Below are 23,283 nucleotides of genomic sequence, written 5' to 3'. Positions count from 1 at the left end.
TTTAACCAACAAACCAAAACCACACCTGGGGTTGTTACAGATGGAAATGCTGAAATTCGGTAAGTTCACCGCGCTGGCTCTGGCCATGGCTGTCGCTGTTGGCTGTTCCTCCAAGGGCGGCGACGATTCCGGCGAAGGCTCGGGCGCTATCGATCCTAACGCTGGCTACGGTGCGGACGCTGGTTCCGTTGACGGCAGCATGAGCGAAGAAGCTGCTCTGCGCGCCATCACCACCTTCTACTTCGAGTACGACAGCTCCGACCTCAAGCCGGAAGCCATGCGTGCCCTCGACGTACACGCCAAGGACCTGAAAGGCAACGGCGCTCGCGTCGTTCTGGAAGGCCACACCGACGAGCGCGGCACCCGTGAGTACAACATGGCTCTGGGCGAGCGTCGCTCCAAGGCCGTTCAGCGCTACCTGGTACTGCAGGGCGTTTCCCCGGCTCAGCTGGAACTGGTTTCCTACGGTGAAGAGCGTCCGGTTGCCATGGGCAACGACGAGCAGTCCTGGGCTCAGAACCGCCGCGTCGAACTGCGTAAGTAATTCGTCATGCGCAAGTACCGCCACGCTCTGAGTCTCGCAGTATTCGGGATGCCGCTGATCGCGGCGGCCCAGGTGCCGGTAGTCGAGGGTGATTCGGGAGCCGCTTACGGCAACTCGGGTTATTCCACGGCCGCGCCGGAGAGTGGCGGTGCCTATGTCGGGGGTGGAGCCGCTGCTCCAGCCTCGGCACAGGGCATGCTCTTCCAGCAGTTGCAGCAGATGCAGGAAGAGATCGCGCAGTTGCGCGGCATGCTTGAGGAACAGCAGAACCAGATTCAACGTCTGCAACAGGAAGGTCTGGAGCGTTACCAAGATCTTGATCGTCGCTTGGCCAGTGGTGTCGCTGGTAGTGCCGCGTCCGGTCAGAATTCCGTTGCCGATGCTGGCCAGAGCGCCAGCGGCGGCAGTGTTGCACCAAATGCCCCGGCGCCCTCGGGCGATCCGGCAGGCGATCCGGCGAAGGAGAAGCTGTACTACGACGCAGCCTTCGATCTGATCAAGGCCAAGGATTTCGACAAGGCCAGCCAGGCGTTCGGTGCATTTTTGCGCAAGTATCCGAACAGTCAGTATGCGGGCAATGCCCAGTACTGGTTGGGCGAGGTTAATCTTGCAAAAGGCGACTTGCAGGGAGCCGGCCAGGCTTTCGCCAAGGTCAGTCAGCTTTACCCGCAGCACAACAAAGTGCCTGACTCGCTGTACAAGCTCGCCGATGTCGAGCTGCGACTGGGCAACCGTGACAAGGCGCAGGGTATTCTGCGGCAGGTCATTGCTCAGTTTCCGAACAGCTCGGCGGCCCAGCTGGCACAGCGACAGCTCAACCGCTGAGTGCTCGATCAAACGAAACCCGCCCACACGGCGGGTTTTTTCGTTAGAATCGGCGCCCCCTTTACCTGCAACGGAGGCGGATGGCCTGTTTAGCCGTCACGCCCGTGGCTGATATGCACCAGACCCTGCGAATTACCGAGATTTTCTACTCGCTGCAGGGGGAGACGCGCACCAGTGGACTGCCCACGGTGTTCGTTCGCCTGACCGGCTGTCCCCTTCGCTGTCAGTACTGCGATACCGCGTACGCCTTCAACGGTGGCGAGCTGATGACGCTCGAAGCCATCCTCGAGCGTGTCGCCGCCTACTCGCCGCGGTATGTCTGCGTCACCGGTGGCGAACCGCTGGCGCAGCCCAATTGTCTGCCACTGCTGCAGCGACTGTGCGATGCCGGTTACGGCGTCTCGCTGGAAACCAGCGGAGCGCTGGACATCGCCGGCGTAGACGAACGGGTAAGCCGCGTGCTCGACCTGAAGACGCCGGGCTCCGCCGAGGTCGGGCGCAATCGCTACGAAAACATAGCGCTGCTTACCCCGAACGATCAGGTGAAGTTCGTTATCTGCTCGCGCGAAGACTACGACTGGGCGGTGTCGAAGCTGATCGAGTACCGGTTGGAGCGGCGAGCGGGTGAGGTGCTGTTCTCGCCCAGTCATGGACAGGTCGATGTACGGGCTCTGGCGGACTGGATCGTCAACGACAACCTGCCGGTGCGCCTGCAGCTACAGCTGCACAAGATCATCTGGAACGACGCGCCCGGACATTGAGTTCCGGCGCTGCGGTCTGCGGCGGCCGACTATCAACCGTTTGAGGGAAAGGCATGGGCGAGAAAAGAGCGGTCATTCTGTTGTCGGGTGGCCTTGATTCGGCGACGGTCGTGGCGATCGCCCGTGACCAGGGCTACAGCTGTTACACCATGAGCTTCGACTATGGGCAGCGCCACCGTGCCGAGTTGCAGGCTGCCGAGCGAGTCGCCCGGCAGCTTGGTGTGGTCGAGCACAAGGTTATCGGGCTGAATCTCGATGGCATCGGCGGTTCGGCGCTCACCGATGACCGCATCGAAGTGCCCGAGCTCCCCGGTGAGGGCATTCCGGTTACCTACGTGCCGGCACGCAACACCGTTTTCCTTTCACTAGCGCTCGGCTGGGCGGAAGTGCTGGATGCCCATGACATCTTCATCGGGGTCAATGCGATCGATTACTCGGGTTATCCGGATTGCCGGCCAGAGTTCGTCGAGGCCTTCGAGCGTCTGGCCAATCTCGCGACCAAGGCAGGCGTCGAAGGCCGCGGGTTCCGCATCCGGGCGCCATTGCAACAGTTGAGCAAGGCGCAGATCGTGCAGGAAGGAGCTCGCCTGGGCGTGGACTATGCGATGACTGTGTCCTGCTATCAGGCTGATGACGATGGGCGCGCCTGCGGAAAATGCGACAGCTGCCGTCTGCGGGCCGCGGGATTTGCCGCAGCCGGAATCGCCGACCCTACGCGTTATCGTTGAAGAAAAATAAAAAAATCGTTGATTTCATCAATCAAATCAGTATCATGCGCCCGCATCGGGTCGTTAGCTCAGTTGGTAGAGCAGTTGGCTTTTAACCAATTGGTCGTAGGTTCGAATCCTACACGACCCACCAGATTCTCTCCTAAGAGAGCCATGAAGCCGGAGGCCGCTAAGGTCTCCGGCTTTTTTGTTTCTGCGTGACTCGATTAGCGCTTTTGCGGTGATTGGCTGGCCGAAGCGCATGACGGGGCGCGCGGCTGCTGCGCCAGCATCTGCTCGCTTAAGTGCTTTAATGGCGCCAACTGCCGAATCCGTTCGATGCCCGGGTATACTCGGCGCTTCACGCAAATGTGCATGCAGGACCCGCAACATGACGCAAATACCCGAACGCATCCTTGTGCAGGCTCATCTCGCCGCCAAGCAGCCCAAGCCGCTGTCGCCCGAGCAGGAGGCGCACCTGCGCAGCGAGATCGCAGCCGAGCTGAAAAAGCAGAATGCGGTCCTGGTTGCGCACTACTACACCGACCCGGTTATCCAGGCGTTGGCCGAGGAAACCGGCGGCTGTGTTTCCGACTCGCTGGAAATGGCGCGCTTCGGCAACGAGCATTCGGCGCAGACGGTGGTGGTGGCCGGTGTCAAGTTCATGGGGGAGACGGCGAAGATTCTCAATCCGGAGAAGCGCGTGCTGATGCCGACGCTGGATGCCACCTGTTCGCTCGACCTGGGTTGCCCGGTCGAGGAGTTCGCCGCCTTCTGTGATCAGCACCCAGAGCGTACCGTGGTGGTTTATGCCAATACTTCAGCCGCGGTCAAGGCGCGCGCCGACTGGGTGGTGACCTCCAGCTGCGCGCTGGAGATCGTCGAAAGCCTGATGGATAACGGCGAGAAGATCATCTGGGCGCCGGACAAGCATCTGGGGAGTTACGTGCAGCGTGAAACCGGTGCGGACATGCTGCTGTGGGACGGCGGCTGCATCGTTCATGAGGAGTTCAAGGCGCGGCAGCTGGCAGACATGAAGGCGCTATACCCGGATGCAGCGATTCTCGTGCACCCCGAGTCGCCAGAGGCGGTAATCGAGCTGGCTGATGCCGTCGGCTCCACCAGCCAGCTGATCAAGGCGGCGCAGACGCTGCCGAACACGTCGTTTATCGTCGCGACCGACCGCGGCATCTTCTACAAGATGCAGCAGCTGTGTCCCGACAAGATCTTCATCGAGGCGCCCACTGCTGGTCAGGGCGCGACCTGTCGCAGCTGTGCGCACTGTCCGTGGATGGCGATGAATACCCTTGAGCGCACGCTCGATTGCCTGCGCCAAGGAAGCAACGAGATTCGCGTCGATCCGGCGCTGATTCCGCGTGCGGTCAGGCCGCTCAAGCGCATGCTCGACTTCACCCAGGCCGCGCGCCTGCGCCAGGCCGGCAACGCCTAAGCGACTGTTGCGAAGAGGGTGCGAGAGCGCGGCACGGAGAAGAGGCGTATTCGTTCAGTCTGACGAATGCGCCTCGGTACTGCGTTCAGCGCAGCATATCTTCGACCATGCGTTTTTCTTCCATCAGCCGTTGCTGACGGGCATCGATGCGTGAGGCGAGCTGGAAGTTGCTGGAGCGACGCTTGGCGAAATCCAGCTGCTCGATGGCCTGGTCGTAATCGCCAACCAGCGCGAAATACTCGGCACGGGCCTCGTGGACGCCGACGATGTTGCCCGTCAGTCCGCGAATCTCGGCAACCTGATACCAGATGTCCGGATCGGCGCTGCGTTGTGCAGCCAGCTGATCAAGTTCCTTGGCTGCCTGGGTGGTCTGTCCCTGCTTGATCAGCAGATCGATGCGTGCCTGGCGCAACGGGTAGCTGCCCGGGTACTGGCGCAGCATGCGCTGAAGATATTGCTCCGCCTGAGGCAGGCGGTTGGCGGTGACCTCCAGCTCGATCTGGGCGAGGTTGTAGATCAGTTCGTCCGGTGCCTTGTTCAGCAGCGGTGCGAGGGTGCTGCGCGCTTCATCCAGTTGCCCGCCCTTGATCTGTGCCAGCGCCAGGCCATAGCGCGCGGCGTCGAGGTCGGCGTTCTCGTTGAGCTGCGCGCGAAAGCGTTTGGCGCCGAGGCCGGGTGTGGTTTCGAAACGCAGCTGCGTGCGTGCGCGGATCAGCTGGTAACGCAGGCTGTCTTCGATACCGCCGTTGGCGAGCTGTTCCGCGCGGTTGGTGGTGTCGGCGATGCGCGACTCGGTAACCGGGTGCGTCAGCAGAAATTCCGGCGGCTTCTGGTCATAGCGATACTGGCGCATCAGGCGAGCGAACATCTGCGGCATGGCGCGGGGGTCGTAGCCGGCCTTCTCGAGGTTGAGGATGCCGATGCGGTCTGCTTCCTGCTCGTTCTGGCGTGAAAAGCGACGCTGCGCCTGGATCGCCGCGGCCTGGGTCGAGACAATCGCGGCGATACCGGCATCGCCGGCGCCGGCCGCGGCGGCCACTACACCGGCAAGCATGGCGGCCATCATCGGTACCTGCATGCGTTGCTGCGCTTCCAGGCCGCGAGCGAAGTGTCGCTGCGACAGGTGCGCCAGTTCGTGTGCCATCACCGAGGCGTACTCGGCCTCTGTCTGCGCATGAATGAACAGGCCGCCGTTGACGCCGATGATTCCACCCGGTGCGGCGAAGGCGTTGAGGTGCGGGCTCTCGAGCAGCACGAACTCGAGGCGGCGATCCTGCAGCTGACTGGTTTCCGTCAGGCGATAGACGCTGCTTTCCACATAATCCTTGAGCAACGGATCGGATAGCTGACGAACCTGCCCGCGCAGCAGGCTGAGCCAGGCGCGGCCCAGGAGGTACTCCTGCTCCGGTGAAACGATGCTCGAGCTGGCATCGCCCAGCGACGGAAGATCACTGGCGGGAAGCGGGGAGGCGAGCAGGCAGGCGAGCGTCAGCAGGGTCGGGCGCAGCAGATTCATCCAGGCGGGCTCATGGTGGTGGAGCGCTACTGTAGCCTTGTGTTCGGGCGGCTGGCCAGAGGGCGTCCGCGCTCGGTATCCTGCGTTCCTTTTGCGGAGGCTGGACCATGATCGAGGCGGACGAACCGACTCTTGCTTTCGACGCCGAGCTGGATGCGGTAGGGCTCGCCTGTCCGATGCCGCTGCTCAAGGCCAAGCTGGAACTCAACGGCCTGCCCAGTGGTGCGGTGCTGAAGGTGATCGCCAGCGATCCTGGCTCGCAACGGGACTTTCGCAGTTTCGCCAAGCTGGCCGGGCACGCCCTGCTGCATGAGGAAGAGAACGACGGAATCTATCGCTACTGGTTGAGAAAGGCCTGAGAGGCGAGTCATCTGCGTGTGCGAGGGGCGAAAAATCCGCCCCGTTTGGTTCAGGCGTCGTGCAGCGTCCGGGCGGCCTGCAAGACTGCCTCGGCATGTCCCGGAACCTTGACGCCGCGCCATTGTTGACGCAGCACGCCGTTGCGATCGATCAGAAAGGTGCTGCGATCGATGCCCAGATATTCCTTGCCGTAGAGCTTCTTCAGCTTGATCACTTCGAACAGTTGACAGAGTTGCTCGTCCTGATCGCTGATCAGTTCGAAGGGAAAGCCCTGCTTGTTCTTGAAGTTCTCGTGAGTCTTCAGGCTGTCGCGCGAGACGCCGAACACCTGCGTGTTGACCGCGCGAAAGGCATCATGGCGGTCACGAAAATCCTGTCCTTCGGTGGTGCAACCCGGCGTGTTGTCCTTGGGATAGAAGTACAGGACGATCTGTTCGCCCTTCAGTGCGCCGAGATCGATCTGCAGGCCGCCGGTGGCTTGGGCCTGGAAGGTTGCGATGGGTTGGCCGAGTTCGACTGCCATAACGGAATTCCTTACGGGTTTTGCGGGCGCCACGGTTCGATCAGTGCATCGAGGTTCAACGCATCGGCGAAGTCGAGAAACTGATCCCGCAGCCAGCTGATCTGGGTGCCGGCGGGAAGGGTAACGGTCAGCGTCGCGTTGAGCATGGTGCCGCCGGTCTGCGGTGCCTCGTAGGTATCGCAGGTCAGATTTTCCAGTTCAACACGGTGGTCGATAAAGAACTGGCACAGCTCGTTGAGAATATCCGGTCGGTACACGGCGCTGACATAGGCGACGTACGGCAGCGCCTGCGGACGACTTTCCAGGGCCTCGCTACGAACTACGCTGGCGGTAAAGCTGTGCTTCTTGGCCAGACTGGGCAGGGCGGTTTCCATGCGTGCGAGGGCGTCCCAGCTGCCGGTGATCTCCAGCACCAGAGCGCTGCAGGCGCCGTGGCGAGTCAGCCGTGTGCTGACGACGGCGCAACGGTTCTCGTTGCTGGCCCGGCAGAGCACATTGGTCAGCTCCATGGGACTGGCGCCCAGGGCGCTGATGACGAGGAACTGTTCGCGGGGTACTGGAGGGGTGGACATGCAACATTCCTGGCGGTGATGAATCGGGTCGGCCAGCCAAGCCGAAAACGGCTAAGAGTAGCGAAAAGCGCCGCGCGTGGGAATGTGTCGTAGGTTCGGCGGGCGTGGAAAGGTGGGCTGGCAGGTGCATCCGATCATTGCGTTCGGACTACGCGGTGTGCTCGCAAAGCGCAATGGAGCCTTGTACCATTACGCCTCTCTTTTTCCGGCAGGAGCGGTTGCATGATTGCGGGCAGTATGGTGGCGCTGGTCACCCCCATGGACGCACAGGGTGGTCTGGATTGGGATAGCCTGAGCAAACTCGTCGACTTCCATTTGCAGGAAGGTACGAATGCAATCGTTGCCGTCGGAACGACCGGTGAATCGGCAACCCTCAGTGTGGCTGAGCATATCGAAGTAATACGTCGCGTCGTTGACCAGGTTGCTGGCCGCATTCCTGTCATTGCCGGCACTGGCGCCAACTCCACCAGCGAGGCCGTCGAGCTGACGGAAAACGCTCGTGACGCCGGAGCTGATGCCTGTCTGCTGGTCACGCCGTATTACAACAAGCCGACCCAGGAAGGCCTTTACCAGCACTTCAAGCACATCGCCGAAGCGGTAGCGATTCCGCAGATTCTTTACAACGTGCCGGGTCGCACCGTATGCGACATGCTGCCGGAGACGGTCGAGCGTTTGTCCAAAGTGGCGAACATCATCGGCATCAAGGAAGCGACCGGCGATCTCAAACGCGGCCAGGAAGTGCTGGATCGGGTCGGCAAGGATTTTCTGGTGTATTCCGGCGACGACCCCACCGCCGTTGAGCTGATGCTGCTCGGCGGTAAGGGCAACATCTCGGTGACAGCCAACGTGGCACCTCGGGCTATGAGCGATCTCTGTGCCGCGGCGATGGCCGGCGATGCAGTGACGGCGCGCGCCATCAACGAGCGCCTGATGCCCCTGCACCGTGCGTTGTTCCTCGAGTCGAATCCGATTCCGGTCAAGTGGGCGCTGCATGAAATGGGCCTGATGGGCAATGGCATTCGTCTGCCACTGACCTGGCTGAGTGCGAGCTACCAGGAACCGCTACGCCAGGCAATGCGCCAGACCGGCGTGCTGGCTTGAACAACAAAGGAATACGCATGAAGCGACTGGCCGGACTCTCGACCCTAGCCCTGATCATCTCTGCTACCAGCGGCTGCGGCTGGCTGTGGGGCGACGACGGATATTTCCGCGATCGCGGCAGCGATTATCTTTCAGCGCGCCAGGTCGCGCCGATGCAGGTGCCGGTAGATGGCGATATCCGCCCGCTCGATCCGCTGTTGCCGATCCCAAGCCAGGTCGCCGATTCCACGCATACAGGCGAATACGAAGTACCGCGTCCGCAGCGTCTGCAGGTGGCGGCACAGGTCAGCGATTTCAGCATCCAGAGTTCCGAGGACTCCCGCTGGCTGGTCGCCCAGCGCGCGCCAGCCCAGGTCTGGGCGGCGACGCGGCAGTTCTTCGTCCAAAACGGCTTCGATATCGCCGATGAACGTCCACAGACCGGCGAATTCAGCACTGCATGGCAGCGTGGCGATCAGCTCGATCCAGCCGTCGCGCGCAATCTCGGCCTGCAGGACGATGAAGCGCGGGTGCGCGTGCGTGTCGAGCCCGGCGTGCAGCGCAACACCAGCGAAGTCTACGTGCTCAGCGTGAAGCGCCCACTCGGCAGCAGTGAGGAAATTACCTGGCCACAGACCGCCAGCAATCCAGAGCTGGACCGCGTGCTGCTCGACGAACTGCATGCCAAGCTCGCCAGCAGCGCCGAGCAGGCTGGCTCCGTGTCGTTGCTGGCCGAGCGCGACTTCGACGCGCCCAGCCGCGTCACGCTTAGCGACGACGGTGCAGGCATTCCGGTGCTGCAGCTGGAGACCGACTTTGACCGCGCCTGGTCAAGTGTCGGTCGCGCGCTGCAGGCTGGCGACGTGCGGGTCGACGACCTGGATCGCAGCCTGGGCGTCTACTATGTCAATCTCGCCGAAGGCGCGAAGGACCCGCAAGAAAAGCCGGGCTTCTTCGGGCGGCTGTTCGGCGGAGAAGACAAGGACGAGATCGAGGCGCGTGCCGAGCGTTATCAATTGCGTCTGACTCGCGCTGGCGACAAGGTGCTGGTGACGCTGGACAAGGGTATCGACGCCGTGGCTCCAGCCGACGTGGCGCGCCGCGTACTGTCGCTGATCAAGGACAACCTGGGCTAAAGGAAGCCGGCAGCCCTGTACCGATCTCAATAGGCGAAACTCAGGTTTCGCCTGTTTCGTTTTGATGACCTGCCAACAGCGGAATTCCCCCTATGACCACTCCCTCCACCCTGAGCCTGAAGAAGATCTATTCCGGCAAGGTCCGTGATCTCTACGCGATCGATGACAAGCGCATGCTCATGGTCGCCACCGATCGTCTCTCGGCCTTCGACGTGATTCTCGCCGAGCCGATTCCCGAAAAAGGCAAGATTCTCACGGCCATCTCCAACTTCTGGTTCGACAAGCTCAAGAATCTGGTGCCCAATCACTTCACCGGCGATCGCGTCGAGGATGTGGTTTCGCCCGCAGAGTTGCCGCTGGTGGAGGGCCGCGCGGTCGTGGCCAAGCGCTTGAAGCCGGTTGCGGTGGAAGCGATCGTGCGCGGCTATATCGCCGGCTCCGGCTGGAAGGAATACCAGAAGAGCGGCACGGTCTGCGGCATCCAGCTGCCGGCAGGCCTCAAGGAGGCGGCCAAGCTGCCGCGGCCGATCTTCACGCCCTCGACCAAGGCGGCCGTGGGCGATCATGACGAGAACATCTCCTTCGCCCAATGCGAAGCCATCATCGGCGCAGAACTGGCCGCACAGGTGCGTGACGTATCCATTGCGCTCTATAGCGCTGCCGTCGAGTACGCAGCCACCCGCGGCATCATCATCGCCGACACCAAGTTCGAGTTCGGCCTCGACGAAAACGGTACGCTGACGCTGATGGACGAGGTACTGACGCCCGACTCCAGCCGCTTCTGGCCCGCCGACAGTTACGCTGAAGGCAGCAATCCGCCGAGCTTCGACAAGCAGTTCGTTCGCGACTGGTTGGAATCCACCGGTTGGAACAAAGAACCGCCGGCGCCCGCGCTGCCTGCCGAGGTCGCGCGCAAGACCGCGGACAAATACCGCGAGGCGCTGACCCGCCTGACTGCCTGAGCGCGTGGCGAAGCGAGGTGGCGAGTGCGCAAGATGCTGAAAAATTGAAAAAAATGTCAGCGGCCGGGGTTCGCCAACGCGAACCGAGCTGCTATCATGCGCGCCGCTGGAGAGATGCCGGAGTGGCCGAACGGGACGGATTCGAAATCCGTTGTACCCTCGCGGGTACCTAGGGTTCAAATCCCTATCTCTCCGCCATTACATCGATACGCGAAACCCCTGATTTCTTCGAGGAATCAGGGGTTTCGTGTTTTTGCGTGCTCGATTTGCAGTGCCGGGGTGCGGAGGCCGTCGCGTTCGGTAACAGCCTCTCTCCTCGCTCATCTCAAGCGGACAGGTATTCGTCGGTCGAGCGGATGGTGGCGTAGGCGAAGCCGAGCGCTGCCATCATCGCGGCGTGGACCTGTGCGGCCGGTACCGTTACGCCGCCGAATTCCAGATCGAGCGTCGCGCAGGCGTCGTGCAGCACGGTGACTGCGTAGCCGAGGTCCGCCGCGGCGCGTACCGCTGCATCGACGCACATGTGGCTCATGGCACCGACGACGACCAGTTCCCGTACGTTCTGCTCATCGAGCAGGCGCTGCAGCGGTGTTTCGCGGAAGGCGTTGACGTGGTTCTTGATGACGACCGGCTCACCTTCGCGCGGCGCGACCTCGGGCTGGATCAGCACGCCATCGGTGCCGGGCGTGAATGCCGGTTTTTCGCCGTGGGCAAATTCGTGGCGGACGTGGATGATCGCGATGCCCTTGGCGCGGGCATCGTCGATCACCCGTGCGGCGTTGGCGACCGCGGCCTCGATGCCCGTCAGGGGCAGCTTGCCCGCCGGGGTGTATTCGTTCTGCAGGTCGATGACGATGACGGCTCGTTTGCTCATACGGGAATTCCTTTGCGTTTGGGTGAAAAAGGGTCTGGCTATCCTTGGCCAGCGGCGGCACGCTGCGAAGTGGCGCGATCGACAACTTGCGGGGCGATAGAGACATATGGCGCAGGAAAACAGCATCGAGATCGGAATACTGCTGTACCCCGGTGCGCAGATGGCGGCCGTGCTGGGCCTGAGCGATCTGTTCGCGATTGCCCAGCGCATCGCCGACGAGCGGCCGGTACCCGGCGCGTTGCTGCGGGTCAGTCATTGGCAGCAACAGGCCGACGACGATGCGCCGGTGCGCATCCGCGATTCGTTGCCGGGCGGGGGAGGCGCGCCGAAGGTGCTGATCCTGCCGCCCAGCCTGGAGGAGCCGCTTTCGTCCGAGGCAGCGGCGCCTTACCGGGACTGGCTGCGGGCGCAGCATGCGGCGGGCACGACGCTGGCATCGGTGTGCGCCGGCGCGTTCCTGCTTGGCGAAACCGGCTTGCTCGCCGGCCGTACCGTGACCACCCACTGGCTCTATGCGCAGCGCCTGCTGGCCCGCTTTGCCGACGTTCAGGTGGATGTCGACCAGCTCATCATCGATGCCGATGACATCATCACCGCCGGCGGCATCATGGCCTGGACCGACCTGGGGCTGCGGCTGGTGGATCGCTATCTGGGCGCGGCGATCATGATCGACACCGCGCGGATGTTGCTGGTCGATCCGCCGGGGCGCCAGCAGCGCTATTACAGCGCCTTCGCGCCGCGCCTGACGCATGGCGACGACGCCGTGCTCGCCGTGCAGCACTGGCTTGCCGAAACCGATGCCAAGGAGGTTGCACTCGCCGACCTGGCACGCCGCGCCGGGCTGGAGGCGCGCACCTTTCTGCGGCGCTTCCAGAAGGCCACCGGCATGACGACCACTGAATACTGCCAGCGCCTGCGCGTCGGGCGGGCGCGGGAGATGTTGCAGGCCGGCCGCTTGCCCATCGAGCGGGTCGCCTGGGAGGTCGGTTATGGCGACCCAGGGGCGTTTCGCAAGGTCTTCACGCGCATCGTCGGGCTGACCCCGGGCGAGTATCGCCAGCGCTTCCAGGCCGGCTGATCGCCGCGTGCTGACGTAGAATCCGCCTTTGCCTGAGCGACCGAGAGAGTAATGGCGGATCTACCGCAGGGGTTCATTCTGACCCGGCACTGGCGCGACACTGCCGAGGGCTGCGAGATCAGCTTCTGGCTCGCCACCGCTGCCGGCGCGCGCCTGGTGCGCGTTCCCAGCCGGCCGGTGGTCGCTTTCATCCCGGCGCACGAGCGCACGCGGGCCGAGGCGTTGCTGCGGCGCGAAGTCGATGTCCAGTTGAGTCCGCTGGCGTTGCGCGATTTCCGTCAGCGGCCGGTGCTGGGGCTGTATTGCCGGCAGTACCGGCGCCTGCTCGATTGCGCGCGGCTGCTGCGCGATGCCGGTGTGGATGTGTACGAGGCCGACATCCGCCCGCCGGAGCGCTACCTGATGGAGCGTTTCATCACCGCGCCGGTGTGCTTCAGCGGCACGCCCGCTGGCGATGAAGGCCTGATCGACGCGCAGCTCAAACCGGTCGCCGACTACCGGCCGCGGCTGCGACTGGTCTCGCTGGACATCGAAACCAATGCCCGCGGCGATCTCTACTCCATCGCGCTGGAGGGCTGCGGCCAGCGGCAGGTCTACATGCTCGGCCCGGCGAACGGGTCGGACGCCACGGTGGATTTTCGTCTCGACTACTGTCAGAGCCGCGCCGAGCTGCTGGAGTGCCTGAACGCGTGGCTGGCGGCGCACGACCCGGATGCGATCATCGGCTGGAACCTCGTGCAGTTCGACCTGCGTGTGCTGCACGAGCACGCGCAGCGTCTGCAGATTCCGCTGCGCCTGGGCCGCGGCGGGGCGCAAATGGAGTGGCGCGAGCACGGCCAGCGGCGCAACCACTTCTTCGCCGCGGCGGCGGGGCGGTTGCTCATCGACGGCATCGAGGCGCTGCGTTCGGCGACCTGGAGCTTCCCCTCGTTCAGCCTGGAGAACGTCGCCCAGAGCCTGCTCGGCGAGGGCAAGGCGATCGACAATCCGTACCAGCGCATGGCCGAGATCGACCGCATGTTCGCCGAGGACAAGCCGGCCCTGGCCCGCTACAACCTCAAGGACTGCGAGCTGGTCACGCGCATCTTCGCCCATGCCGAACTGCTGGACTTCCTGCTCGAGCGGGCGAGCGTCACCGGCTTGGCGGCCGACCGCAGCGGTGGCTCGGTGGCCGCGTTCGAGCATCTGTACCTGCCGCTGATGCATCGCCAGGGCTTCGTCGCGCCGAACCTCGGCGAGCGCGAGCCGGAAGCCAGCCCCGGCGGCTTCGTCATGGATTCGCGGCCGGGGCTGTACGAATCGGTGCTGGTGCTCGATTACAAGAGCCTGTATCCCTCGATCATCCGGACCTTCCTGATCGATCCGGTCGGACTGATCGAGGGGCTGCGCCAGCCGACCGACGAGGCCTCGGTGCCGGGCTTTCGCGGCGCGCGCTTCTCGCGCACCCGGCATTGCCTGCCGGCGATCGTCGAACGCGTCTGGCAGGGGCGCGAGGCGGCCAAGCGTGCGCGCAACAAGCCGCTGGCGCAGGCGCTGAAAATCATCATGAACGCCTTCTACGGTGTGCTTGGCTCCAGCGGCTGCCGCTTCTTCGATCCGCGTCTGGCATCGTCGATCACCCTGCGCGGCCACCAGATCATGCGGCGCACCCGCGAGCTGATCGAGGCGCAGGGCCACACGGTGATCTACGGCGACACCGACTCCACCTTCGTCTGGCTGCGCCGCGCGCACTCCGACGAGGAGGCTGCGCGCATCGGCCGTGCGCTGGTGCAGCAGATCAACGACGACTGGCGCGCGCAGCTGCGTGCGGAATTCGGCCTGGAGAGCGCGCTGGAGCTGCAGTTCGAGACGCACTTCCGGCGTTTCCTGATGCCGACCATCCGCGGCGCCGAGGAGGGCAGCAAGAAACGCTACGCCGGCCTGGTCACGCTGCCGGACGGCAGCGACGGCCTGGTCTTCAAGGGGCTGGAAACGGTGCGCACCGACTGGTCGCCGCTGGCCCAGCGTTTCCAGCAGGAGCTGTACCGGCGCATCTTCCATCGCCAGCCCTATCGGGACTTCGTGCGCGATTACGTGCAGCGCACGCTGGCGGGCGAATTCGACGAGCTGCTGATCTACCGCAAGCGTCTGCGCCGCCGGCTTGCCGACTACCAGCGCAACGTGCCGCCGCACGTGCGCGCGGCGCGTCTGGCCGACGAGTACAACGATCACCTGGGTCGGCCGCGGCAGTATCAGAATGGTGGCTGGATCCGCTACGTGATTACCGTCGCCGGTCCCGAGCCGCTGGAAGTACGCCGTGCCGCAATCGACTACGACCACTACCTGACGCGCCAGCTGCAGCCAGTGGCAGAGGCGATTCTGCCGTTCGTCGGCGATGACTTCTCCGCGCTGATCGACGGGCAGCTCGACCTGTTCTGAGCGGCCGCGCGTTGCCGACCTCAGTGGTTCACAGCAGCCACTCGATCGGCAGCCAGGACAGCAGCGTCACCGAGGCGCGCCGCCAGAAGCCCGCTTGCGGCTCGTTGTCATGGCGGACGGTGGTGCCGTTGCGGCGCTCCAGCCAGTAGAGCCGGCCATTGTCGGCCAGGCGGACCTCGTAGGAGGCGGCGGGAATCTGCTCGTCGAACATCGTTTCGATACGTGCCGCCAGCTGCGGGCTGTCGATGACGAAACCCAGTTCGGTGTTCAGGTGCGCCGAGCGCGGGTCGAAGTTAAACGAACCGACGAAGACCCGCTCGCGGTCCACGGCGAAGGTCTTGGCGTGCAGGCTGGAGCCGGAGCTGCCGAACGGGCCGGCCTTGTCCTTCGGCTCGTTACCGTCGGCCAGCCGGCGCAGCTCGTAGAGCACAATGCCGGCCTGCAACAGATCCTTGCGGCGCTTGGCGTAGCCGGCATGCACGGCGGCGACGTCGGTGGCGTCCAGTGAATTGGTCAGGATGCGCACCTTCACGCCGTTGCCCGCCAGCGCGGCGAAGGCCTCGGTACCGGTGGCGGTGGGGACGAAGTAGGGCGAGACCAGTTCGACGTCACGGCGTGGCTCGCCGAGGATCTGGCCCAGCTGGTAGGTCAGCAGGCCCTCGCCGTCGGCCAGGCCGAGGCCTTTGGCCGGATCGTCGCTGACCATGCGTGTGGTCGCCCACTCGAACGGCAGATGGCCGGCGAGCAGGTCACGGATGAACGCGGAATCGCGCAGCGCCTCAATGTAGCGGCCGGCGGCCGGGTCGCGCTCGATGATCGACGCCTGCGCGGACAGCTCGTCCAGCGCTGTCTCGCTTGCCGCGGGCAGGATGCCGGTCACCGGGTAGGCGGAGTCGCTGGCCCAGTAGCGGTCGAAGTCGCGCGAGACTTCATCGACCACCGGGCCGACCGCCAGTACGTCCAGATCGGCGAAGAGCATGCCCTCGCTGGCGGCGAAATATTCATCGCCGATATTGCGGCCGCCGACGATGGTGGCCTGGTTGTCGCTGGTGAACGACTTGTTGTGCATGCGTCGGTTGGCGCGGGAGAAATCGCTGAGGTAGCCGATGGCCTTCGGCTGGCGCACCACGAAGGGATTGAACAGCCGCACCTCGATCAGCGGATGCGCATCGAGCGTCGCCAGCCGGCGGTCTAGACCGCTGGTGCCGTTGTCGTCCAGCAGCAGACGCACCCTGACGCCGCGGTCGGCGGCATCGTGCAGCGCTTCGAACAGCAGCGTGCCGGTGAGATCGTTGCGCCAGATGTAGTACTGCACGTCGAGCGTGCGCTCGGCGGCGTTGGCCAGCATCGCGCGCGCGGCGAACGCATCGCGCGGGTCGCTCAGCGGATGGATGCCGCTGCGCCCCGGATGTGCAGCGACCAGCGCAGCGAGTGCGCGGCCCAGTGGCGTGTCGGCGGTTTCAGCAGGGCTCGGCGCACTGGAGCGGGGGCGGCCCTCCAGCGGCGGCAACGTGCAGCCGACCAGCAGCAGGCTGCAGAGCAGGGCGAGACGCAGGCGCAGACTGGGCGTCACCGGCACTGACGCCAGCCCCGACCGCCGGCGGCTGGCCGTGGCCGAGCGGTCATTTGCGAACCCAGTTGCCGTTCAGCTGGATGATCTGTCCGGGCGGGGTTTTCTCGATGGCCTTCTTGCCGGCGATGGCTTCGACGTCGCCAACGCTGACGCCGTTCTGCTTGGCCACGCGGTGGTATTCGGCCCGGCGTGCCTGGTTGATCTGGCTGGCGATCTCCTCGGCATCGCCGCGCGACTCGACCACGCCCAGATAGCCGTCGGGCTTCTCGCCGAGCAGGCCGGCGGCCTTGGCGGTGCCCAACGCGGACATGGCTTCGTTGAGCGTCATGGCGGCGGCCGGCAGCGCCAGACCGAGCGCGAGCAGCAGGCTGGCCAGTTTCAGATAGGTTTTCATGGCTTTCCTCAGAACAGTCCGCTGTCTTCGTTGATGATCGAATCGAGCTGCTTGTCGACCTTGATGTAGATCTCGTGCTCGATCTTCACGTTCAGGTTGATGTTGATCGGCTCGTTCGGCACGGCCAGCTCCACGCGGGGCGTGCAGGCACTGGCGAGCAGGACCAGCGTCAGGAGGATCGGCGGATGGTGCGCGCGCATGGCGACTTCTCCTGTGGTATCGCGGCTGCCGCGCCTCACTGGAGACGTTCGCGCACCCGCCGTTGAATGGTTTCGCTGACCCGGTCGCTCAGTTGCAGACTGGTCAGCAGCGCCGGGATGTCCTCTTCGAGGTTGATCGAGAAGTTGATCGGCCGGCCGCCTTCCAGACCCGGATTGCGGCCGTGCAGACGCAATCCGAGGTCCAGCTTGCCGTTGGCATCATAGCGGACGTCGCTGGCTAACAGATCGTAATGGAAGTCGTGCAGGGCGTCGGCGACGATCTTCATCGCCGGATTGGCCTGACCGAGGGCATCGATCTTCGGCGACCGGAAGCGCAGCAAGCCACCCGGCGCCCGCGCGGCGAGCTCACCATCGTCGATCACCAGCCCCGCGGACAGGTAGCGCAGCTGCAGGCTGCCGTCGAGGATGCCGCTGCCGCTCAGCCCTTCGGTCGGATAGGCAGCCAGCAGCGCCGGCAGCTGCAGGCCTTCCAGACGGGCCTGTAGCGGCTGCGGCTGGCCGGCGAGGTCGAGGTTGCCGGGCTGCAGCCACAGGCGGCCATCGAACAGGCGGGTTTCCGCCAGTTGCCAGCTGAGCCGGCCCTGCGCCGGTTGCGCGAGGTCGGCCTGATAGTCGCCGCGCAGGCGCAGCGGGCCGAATTCGAAGCCAGGATTGGCGCGCTGCAGCTGTAGCTCGGGAAGTTCCAGGCGCAGCTGCTGGCGCGCCAGGCTCAGCGCGAGCCGGAGGTCCAGGCCGCTCAGCTCGGTACGGTCGTAGATGCCCGCCAGCCCGTTGCCACGCAGTGCCAGGCTGGCCGCAAGCGGCGCCTTGCCGGCGGGCACGGTCAGGCGGCCGTCCGCCTGCAGCCGGCCGCTGTCGAGCTGCAGCAGCGTGGGCCAATCGGCCAGGGTGCCGGCGAGCGGATTGCCGGCGCGCAGAAATACCTCCGGCAGCTTGCCGTCGATCTGCAGCGCGCCGTTCCAGGCCTGCTCCAGCTCGATGTCGAGCGCCAGCCCGGCGGCATTGCCCAGCGCGCCGCTGGCGTGCAGGTGATTGGCGTCGAGGTCGAGCCGACCGTTCCATTGCCAGCCCTGGGCGACCAGCTGCGGCTGCTGCAGGCGTGCCAGTCGCAGACTGGCGGGGCCGTACAGACGTAGTTGCGGGGTGGTGTCGGCAGTGGCGCCGAACTGCAGTTGCAGGCCGTCGAGTTCGGCGTCGAGCTGTTGCGCCAGCAGCGTACCGGCGGCCAGTCGCTCGATGCGCAGACGCGAGTTTGCCGCGAGGCTTAGCTCGCTGTGCGCCGCAGCGATGCGCCCGTGCAGGCGCAGGTCGGCCTGCAGGTTGCGCAGATCGAACGGCGCCTGCGCGAGGTGCGGGCTGCGCAGTTGCAGGCGCGCGTTCTCTACGACGATGCCGGGCTCCGCTGCGCCGGTCTCGACCTGCAGTTGCGCCTGCAGGGTAGCCGGGCTGGCGCCTTCGCCTTCCAGCCGCAGCTGCAGCGTCAGTGGGGCGCCGGGCGGTGCGTTGCCGGCAGGCGTGATGGCCAGGCGCAGCAGGTCCGGCCGCAGCGTTTCAGGCAGCGTTTGCAGCAGCCGCGCGCCGGGGCGCATCTGCAGATCGGCGGTCAATGAAGTTGGCAGCCAGAGGCCAGCGCTGGCGCGTGCGCCGAGGTCGAGCCGGCCGCGCAGCTCGCCGAGGTCGAGCAGTGGCCAGAACAGCGGCAGATCGGTCGACAGCTGCAGCTCACCGCTCAGCTGGCGCCAGTCGGCCAGGGCAGCGGTCGCCGGCCGTGACAGCGCCCAGCCGGCACCGAGACGCATGTCGCTGGGCAGCTCGCCGAGCGTTGCGGGGTCGTACTCCAGCCAAGTGCCGAGCCATTCCAGCACCCAGGGCGCCTCGGGCAGGCCGCTCAGGGCCAGCGAGCCGCGCCAGTGCTGCTGCGTGTCGTCGTGCGTCGCCTGGCTGTCGAGACTCAGGCGTGGCTGATCGTCGAGCAGCAACCGTCCCTGCGCGCGGATCGCGGCGCCTTCGGCGGTGGCCTCGATCAACAGCGTCGCCCGATGATCGCCACGCGACAGCGTCAGCTCGCCATTCAGCGGCAGCAGCTCGGCACCGGCGTGCTGTAGACGCAGGCGCGCCTGTTCCTGACAGGTCCCGCTGGCGCAGGGCAGGCGCAGCTGCAGGTCGTTGATGGTCAACGTGCGCGGCAGCCAGGCGGCCCAGCGGCGCAGTAGCGCGGCGCTCGGCGCGGTGTCCGCTGTTGCCGGTGAAGTGGATGCAGGCGCTTGCCAGTCCAGCTCGAGCTGGGCGATTTCCAGCGCTTGCGGGGGCTGGCCGCGTAACAGATCGGTCAATCGCAGCGAAACGCCTTCGGCGCGCAGCGTGAGTCGGCCGCCGCCACTCGTCTGCTGGGTATAGGAGAGGTGCTGCAGCGACAATCCGTCGCGCGCGAGCGCCAGACCCTGCCAATGCAGGGTTTCGATGCCCTGCGCCCGCGCCAGCTGCTGCCAGCGATACTGGGCATAGATGAATGCCGCGCCGACCAGTAGCAGCAGGCCCAGCGACAACCAGAGCCAGCGCTTGCGCCTTGTGCTCATTGCTCCCGATCCGTGCTCATTCCGACGGCACAGCATAGCCGCAAAAGGTGTATGCAATCGTACCGCCGGCGTTGTGCGCCGCGGGACCGGGCGGGTGCGGAAAAGTTCCCGCATAGCGATCTGCCGGGGCCGCGCAAACCCTTGCGCCAAGGCTCTTGCAGCCCGTCCCGGCAGACTTGTGCACATTCGCCTGGCGGCTTTGTCAAGCGCTTATGACAAACTGTCGCAAACCCGCGTGCTAGCTGGGATTGAGCGTAACTGATTGAAATTAAAGGATAATTTTTGGTGGTGAAAAAACCGCCAGTTTAACCGCAGGCCCCGAAACACCGGGCTTGCGGAGAGTTGTTCGCCGATTGTCCACCGACTTATCCACAGGTTCTGTGGATGAAAAACAGAACGTGATCTAGATCGTGTTTTGCCGGTTTTGGCAAGACTTCAACTCTCGGTAAAAAGGTGTAGAGTGCGCGCCCTCATCCTCTGCCGCGCCCTCGATCCATGACGATGCGTCCTACCACCGTTCCTTCTGCCGGCTCGCCGCTACCGGTGCGCATGGCCGTCTGGCTGCTCGACAGCGAGCGCCTGGGGCGCGCCGTCGGCGTCAAACGGATCGCCGGGCGGCTGCTCAAGCAGCCGGCGCGCGAAGGCGTGATCGAGGCGCAGAGCCGCCTGGGGCAGTTGCTCTGCCGGGATTGCGATAGCCAGCGCGACCGACGCATCGGTTTCGAGCTGCTGCGCCAGGCTGCTCGCGCGGGCGACTGCCAGGCTCAGCTGGAGCTGGGACGGCTGTACTGCCAACCGCAGCACCGCGAGCCGGCCAAGGCCCGGCTCTGGCTGGAGCAGGCCGCGGCGCAGGGCTCGCAGGATGCTGCCCGCTGGCTTCAGCGCCTGTCGCAGCGCGCCTGACGGCCGCTCGCTATACTGCCCGGCATTTTGCCGGAGCCCTTCATGTCTCTCGATTCCGATTTCCTGCTGGCCGGGCTGGCGTTCGTTGGCGTCTGCGCGATAGTCGCTGCGTTCTATCTGCAGCGCCGCTTGTCGGCGGCCGAGGCTGCGCGGGCTCTGCTCGACGAGCGGCTGACTCAGGCCGCGCTGGCACAGGAAGGGCTGAGCGCGCAGCTGGAAAGCGTCCGGCTGGAACAGGCCGATCTGCAGGAGATCAAGGCCGCGCAGCAGGCCGAACTCGCGGCGCTGCGGCGCGAGGCGCAGTGGCTGCAGAGCCGTCATGGCGACGACCGCGACCGCCTCGACGAACTGCAGGCCGAGCGTGACGCCCAGCAGGCCGAACTGCTCCGCCTGAGCGCGGCGCATGCGGCGGTTACCGCGGAGCTGCGTGAGCAGCAGGCGGCGCATCAGCAGCGCCTGCAGGACCTGCAGGCAGCGCGCGATGAGCTGCGTGCGCAATTCGCCGAGCTGGCCGGGAGAATCTTCGACGAGCGCGAGCAGCGCTTCGCCGACACCAGCCATGAACGTCTCGGCCAGCTGCTCGATCCGCTGAAGGAGCGCATCCAGGCGTTCGAGAAGCGTGTCGAGGAGAGCTACCAGAGCGAGGCGCGCGAGCGCTTCTCGCTGGCACGCGAGCTGGAGCGGCTGCAGCAGCTCAACCAGCGCCTCGGCGACGAGGCGACCAATCTCACTCGTGCGCTGCAAGGGCAGAAGACCCAGGGCAACTGGGGCGAACTGGTGCTCGAGCGGGTGCTGGAACACGCCGGCCTGGAGAAAGGCCGCGAATACCATACGCAGGTCAGCCTGAAGAGCGCCGATGGCGAGCGCTTCCAGCCGGACGTGCTGATCCGGCTGCCGGGCGACAAGCAGGTGGTGGTCGACGCCAAGGTCAGCCTGACCGCCTACCAGGCGCTGACCTGTGCCGAAGACGAGAACAGTCGGGCGCTGGCGCTCAAGCAGCATGTACAGTCGCTGCGCAATCACCTCAAGGGGCTTTCGCTCAAGGATTACCAGCGGCTGGAGGGCTTGCAGAGCCTGGATTTCGTGCTGCTGTTCGTGCCGATCGAAGCGGCGTTCGCTGCCGCGCTGCAGGCTGATCCCGAGTTGTTCCAGGAGGCGTTCGGGCGGCACGTGGTGATCGTCAGCCCGACCACGCTGCTGGCCACGCTGCGGGTCATCGACAGTCTCTGGCGGCAGGAGCGGCAGAATCAGAACGCGCGCGAGATCGCCGAGAAGGCCGGGGCGCTGTACGACAAGTTCACCGCCTTCCTGCAGGATCTGGACGAGGTCGGCAGCCGCCTGCAGCAGCTCGACCGGGCCTATCTCGCCGCGCGCGGCAAGCTCACCGAGGGGCGGGGCAATCTGGTCGGGCGCGCCGAACAGCTGAAGGCGCTGGGCGCCCGGGCGAGCAAGCGCCTGCCGGGCGACTGGCTGGAACGTGCCGGAGCCTTGGGCGAGACGGGCGAATAGCGCCGTTCACACCAGCATCAGCACTGCCAGACCGCAGAGCAGGCCGCCCAGCATCACCGGCACGGTGCGCAGGGCGAGTGCCCGACCGCCGACGAGGGCGATCAGCACGGCCTTGACCAGGCTGTTGCTCAGCGCCGCGAGGAAGATCCCGCGTACGGCGATATGCGCATCGAGGTCGGCCTGCGCGCTGTTGGCGAGGGACAGGGTGATCGCATCCACGTCGCTCATCCCGGAGAGCAGGGCGACCAGGTAGACGCCGATATCGCCCAGCCAACGGCGAGCCCCTTCGACCATCACCAGGATCGCCACCAGCAGCGCAGCGAAGCGCAGTGCCGGGCCGAGCTCGAAGGGGTTCTTCAGTGGCGGCTCGGTGTTGATGTCCGGTTGCTGAGCAGCGCGCAGGTAGTACACCAGCGCGCCGCCGGCATAAATGCCACCCGCCGTCAGCATCGGCGCCAGCAGGGACGGCAGCAACGCCGCGTTGACCACGCCGACCTCCAGCAGCACGCGCGGAAACATCAGCGCCGAGGTGGCCAGCAGCCCGGCCGCCAGCGCGCAGCGCAGCTTGGGGGTATCCAGCCGGGCCAGGGTCAGCGTCATCGCCGTGGACGACACCATACCGCCGAGTATCGCTGTGACCAGCAGGCCGTGGCGGGCGCCGAACAGGCGGATCGCCACGTAGGCGGCGAAGCCGATGCCGGTGATCAGCACCACCATCAGCCAGGTGGTGTACGGATTGAGCGCCTGCCAGGGACCATAGCCCTGGTTGGGCAGCGCCGGCAGCAGCACCACGGAGATGAACAGCAGCTTCAGTGCGCCACCCAGCTCTGCCTCGTTGAGTTGCTGCAGGGCGCCGTGCAGGCGCGCCTTCAGGCTTAGCAGCAAAGCCACCACGATGGCGAACGAGGCCGCCAGCAGGCGGCTTTCGGCTACCGCCAGGCTGCCGAGCAGGAAGGTCACCAGCAGCGCCACTTCGGTGGTCATGCCGTGGTCGCCGCTGCGTTGCGCGTCGAGCAGGTAGCCGACGATCACCAGCAGGGCAAACATGACGAACAGGGCGATCCACACCGTCGCGCCGAAATGCGTCACGCCCAGCGCCGCTAGTCCGCCGAGCAGGCCGCCGAGGCCGAAGGTGCGCAGCCCGGCGACCAGTTCGCCACCAGCCTGCTGGCGATTGTTCCAGTCGCGTTCGGTGCCGATCAGCAGGCCGACACCCAGTGCGGTGGCGAGGTTGAGTAGAAGTTCGGAGTTCATGGCTACCTGGCCGTTGCAGCAAACGGCCATCAGTGTAACCGCGGCGG

General features: G+C 65.2%; 22 protein-coding genes and 2 tRNA genes. 15 read left to right on the top strand and 9 right to left on the bottom strand.

Translation table 11 applies throughout. The features are described from left to right. The first annotated feature begins 40 nt into the window (after positions 1 to 40). The 6 genes from pal (at position 41) to nadA (ending at position 4,287) form a co-directional block, all read left to right on the top strand. Complete coding sequence (gene pal / locus NAV27_RS14375) at positions 41 to 544, top strand: peptidoglycan-associated lipoprotein Pal (RefSeq protein ID WP_008567647.1); 504 nt, start codon at positions 41 to 43, stop codon at positions 542 to 544. A gap of 6 nt (positions 545 to 550) precedes the next feature. After that, positions 551 to 1,369, top strand: coding sequence for a tol-pal system protein YbgF (gene ybgF, locus NAV27_RS14370; RefSeq protein WP_102828762.1), 819 nt, complete (start codon positions 551 to 553; stop codon positions 1,367 to 1,369). 113 nt (positions 1,370 to 1,482) lie between these two features. Beyond that, the gene (queE, locus tag NAV27_RS14365) at positions 1,483 to 2,130 is read left to right on the top strand and encodes a 7-carboxy-7-deazaguanine synthase QueE (protein ID WP_102828763.1); all 648 of its coding nucleotides are present in this window, start codon (positions 1,483 to 1,485) and stop codon (positions 2,128 to 2,130) included. Positions 2,131 to 2,183: 53 nt separating this feature from the next. Beyond that, complete coding sequence (queC, locus tag NAV27_RS14360) at positions 2,184 to 2,858, top strand: 7-cyano-7-deazaguanine synthase QueC (RefSeq protein ID WP_102828764.1); 675 nt, start codon at positions 2,184 to 2,186, stop codon at positions 2,856 to 2,858. Positions 2,859 to 2,915: 57 nt separating this feature from the next. After that, positions 2,916 to 2,991: transfer RNA gene (locus NAV27_RS14355), tRNA-Lys, on the top strand. A gap of 237 nt (positions 2,992 to 3,228) precedes the next feature. Continuing rightward, positions 3,229 to 4,287 carry a quinolinate synthase NadA gene (nadA, locus tag NAV27_RS14350; RefSeq protein ID WP_102828765.1) on the top strand — a complete coding sequence of 353 codons (1,059 nt, stop codon included), beginning with the start codon at positions 3,229 to 3,231 and terminating at the stop codon, positions 4,285 to 4,287. A gap of 85 nt (positions 4,288 to 4,372) precedes the next feature. Here nadA and NAV27_RS14345 read toward each other — a convergent pair whose 3' ends face one another. Then, the gene (locus NAV27_RS14345) at positions 4,373 to 5,803 is read right to left on the bottom strand and encodes a M48 family metalloprotease (protein ID WP_102828766.1); all 1,431 of its coding nucleotides are present in this window, start codon (positions 5,801 to 5,803) and stop codon (positions 4,373 to 4,375) included. Positions 5,804 to 5,910: 107 nt separating this feature from the next. On the opposite strand from NAV27_RS14345, the gene NAV27_RS14340 reads away from it, so the two are divergent. Continuing rightward, complete coding sequence (locus tag NAV27_RS14340; RefSeq protein WP_102828767.1) at positions 5,911 to 6,162, top strand: sulfurtransferase TusA family protein; 252 nt, start codon at positions 5,911 to 5,913, stop codon at positions 6,160 to 6,162. A gap of 50 nt (positions 6,163 to 6,212) precedes the next feature. On the opposite strand, the gene NAV27_RS14335 is transcribed toward NAV27_RS14340, so the two are convergent. Both NAV27_RS14335 and NAV27_RS14330 read right to left on the bottom strand, forming a co-directional pair. After that, positions 6,213 to 6,686 (bottom strand): peroxiredoxin, encoded by a 474-nt coding sequence (locus NAV27_RS14335; RefSeq protein ID WP_102828768.1) that lies wholly within the window; start codon positions 6,684 to 6,686, stop codon positions 6,213 to 6,215. 11 nt (positions 6,687 to 6,697) lie between these two features. After that, the gene (locus NAV27_RS14330) at positions 6,698 to 7,258 is read right to left on the bottom strand and encodes a glycine cleavage system transcriptional repressor (RefSeq protein WP_102828769.1); all 561 of its coding nucleotides are present in this window, start codon (positions 7,256 to 7,258) and stop codon (positions 6,698 to 6,700) included. 222 nt (positions 7,259 to 7,480) lie between these two features. Here NAV27_RS14330 and dapA point away from each other — a divergent pair, with 222 nt between their 5' ends. The 4 genes from dapA to NAV27_RS14310 all read left to right on the top strand — a co-directional run bounded on the left by dapA (position 7,481) and on the right by NAV27_RS14310 (position 10,634). After that, positions 7,481 to 8,359, top strand: a complete 879-nt coding sequence (dapA, locus tag NAV27_RS14325; protein ID WP_008567638.1) for a 4-hydroxy-tetrahydrodipicolinate synthase — start codon at positions 7,481 to 7,483, stop codon at positions 8,357 to 8,359. Between the two features lie 17 nt (positions 8,360 to 8,376). Further along, complete coding sequence (gene bamC, locus NAV27_RS14320) at positions 8,377 to 9,474, top strand: NlpB/DapX family lipoprotein (protein WP_102828770.1); 1,098 nt, start codon at positions 8,377 to 8,379, stop codon at positions 9,472 to 9,474. Positions 9,475 to 9,566: 92 nt separating this feature from the next. Further along, positions 9,567 to 10,436, top strand: coding sequence for a phosphoribosylaminoimidazolesuccinocarboxamide synthase (locus NAV27_RS14315; RefSeq protein WP_102828771.1), 870 nt, complete (start codon positions 9,567 to 9,569; stop codon positions 10,434 to 10,436). 108 nt (positions 10,437 to 10,544) lie between these two features. After that, positions 10,545 to 10,634 (top strand) — tRNA-Ser (locus NAV27_RS14310). Positions 10,635 to 10,761: 127 nt separating this feature from the next. Here the strand turns inward: NAV27_RS14310 and NAV27_RS14305 are convergent. Continuing rightward, positions 10,762 to 11,310, bottom strand: coding sequence for a cysteine hydrolase family protein (locus NAV27_RS14305; RefSeq protein WP_102828772.1), 549 nt, complete (start codon positions 11,308 to 11,310; stop codon positions 10,762 to 10,764). A 106-nt stretch (positions 11,311 to 11,416) separates the two neighbouring features. Between NAV27_RS14305 and NAV27_RS14300 the strand changes: the two genes are divergently transcribed. Both NAV27_RS14300 and NAV27_RS14295 read left to right on the top strand, forming a co-directional pair. Beyond that, positions 11,417 to 12,388: a GlxA family transcriptional regulator gene (locus NAV27_RS14300; RefSeq protein ID WP_102828773.1), complete on the top strand. Its 972-nt coding sequence runs from the start codon at positions 11,417 to 11,419 to the stop codon at positions 12,386 to 12,388. 51 nt (positions 12,389 to 12,439) lie between these two features. Then, positions 12,440 to 14,806: a DNA polymerase II gene (locus NAV27_RS14295; RefSeq protein WP_102828774.1), complete on the top strand. Its 2,367-nt coding sequence runs from the start codon at positions 12,440 to 12,442 to the stop codon at positions 14,804 to 14,806. A 28-nt stretch (positions 14,807 to 14,834) separates the two neighbouring features. On the opposite strand, the gene NAV27_RS14290 is transcribed toward NAV27_RS14295, so the two are convergent. Genes NAV27_RS14290 through NAV27_RS14275 form a run of 4 tightly spaced genes read right to left on the bottom strand, consistent with a single transcriptional unit; the run spans position 14,835 to position 19,570 of the window. Next, entirely contained in the window at positions 14,835 to 16,379 is a 1,545-nt protein-coding gene (locus tag NAV27_RS14290; protein WP_102828775.1) for a phospholipase D family protein, read from the bottom strand. A 49-nt stretch (positions 16,380 to 16,428) separates the two neighbouring features. Further along, positions 16,429 to 16,773: a YdbL family probable chaperone protein gene (locus NAV27_RS14285; RefSeq protein ID WP_008567631.1), complete on the bottom strand. Its 345-nt coding sequence runs from the start codon at positions 16,771 to 16,773 to the stop codon at positions 16,429 to 16,431. 8 nt (positions 16,774 to 16,781) lie between these two features. Then, positions 16,782 to 16,973: a YnbE family lipoprotein gene (locus NAV27_RS14280; protein WP_008567630.1), complete on the bottom strand. Its 192-nt coding sequence runs from the start codon at positions 16,971 to 16,973 to the stop codon at positions 16,782 to 16,784. A gap of 35 nt (positions 16,974 to 17,008) precedes the next feature. Further along, a complete protein-coding gene (locus tag NAV27_RS14275) occupies positions 17,009 to 19,570 on the bottom strand; it encodes an intermembrane phospholipid transport YdbH family protein (protein WP_102828776.1) in 2,562 nt (853 codons plus the stop codon). A 549-nt stretch (positions 19,571 to 20,119) separates the two neighbouring features. Here NAV27_RS14275 and NAV27_RS14270 point away from each other — a divergent pair. Beyond that, positions 20,120 to 20,473: a tetratricopeptide repeat protein gene (locus NAV27_RS14270; protein ID WP_008567628.1), complete on the top strand. Its 354-nt coding sequence runs from the start codon at positions 20,120 to 20,122 to the stop codon at positions 20,471 to 20,473. A 42-nt stretch (positions 20,474 to 20,515) separates the two neighbouring features. Further along, positions 20,516 to 21,982, top strand: a complete 1,467-nt coding sequence (locus tag NAV27_RS14265; RefSeq protein ID WP_102828777.1) for a DNA recombination protein RmuC — start codon at positions 20,516 to 20,518, stop codon at positions 21,980 to 21,982. A gap of 6 nt (positions 21,983 to 21,988) precedes the next feature. On the opposite strand, the gene NAV27_RS14260 is transcribed toward NAV27_RS14265, so the two are convergent. Then, positions 21,989 to 23,236, bottom strand: coding sequence for an MgtC/SapB family protein (locus tag NAV27_RS14260; protein WP_077684009.1), 1,248 nt, complete (start codon positions 23,234 to 23,236; stop codon positions 21,989 to 21,991). Between the last annotated feature and the right edge of the window lie 47 nt (positions 23,237 to 23,283).

The organism is Stutzerimonas degradans, assembly GCF_024448505.1.
Classification (GTDB): domain Bacteria; phylum Pseudomonadota; class Gammaproteobacteria; order Pseudomonadales; family Pseudomonadaceae; genus Stutzerimonas; species Stutzerimonas degradans.
This window is presented reverse-complemented; position numbering and strand designations above follow the sequence as displayed.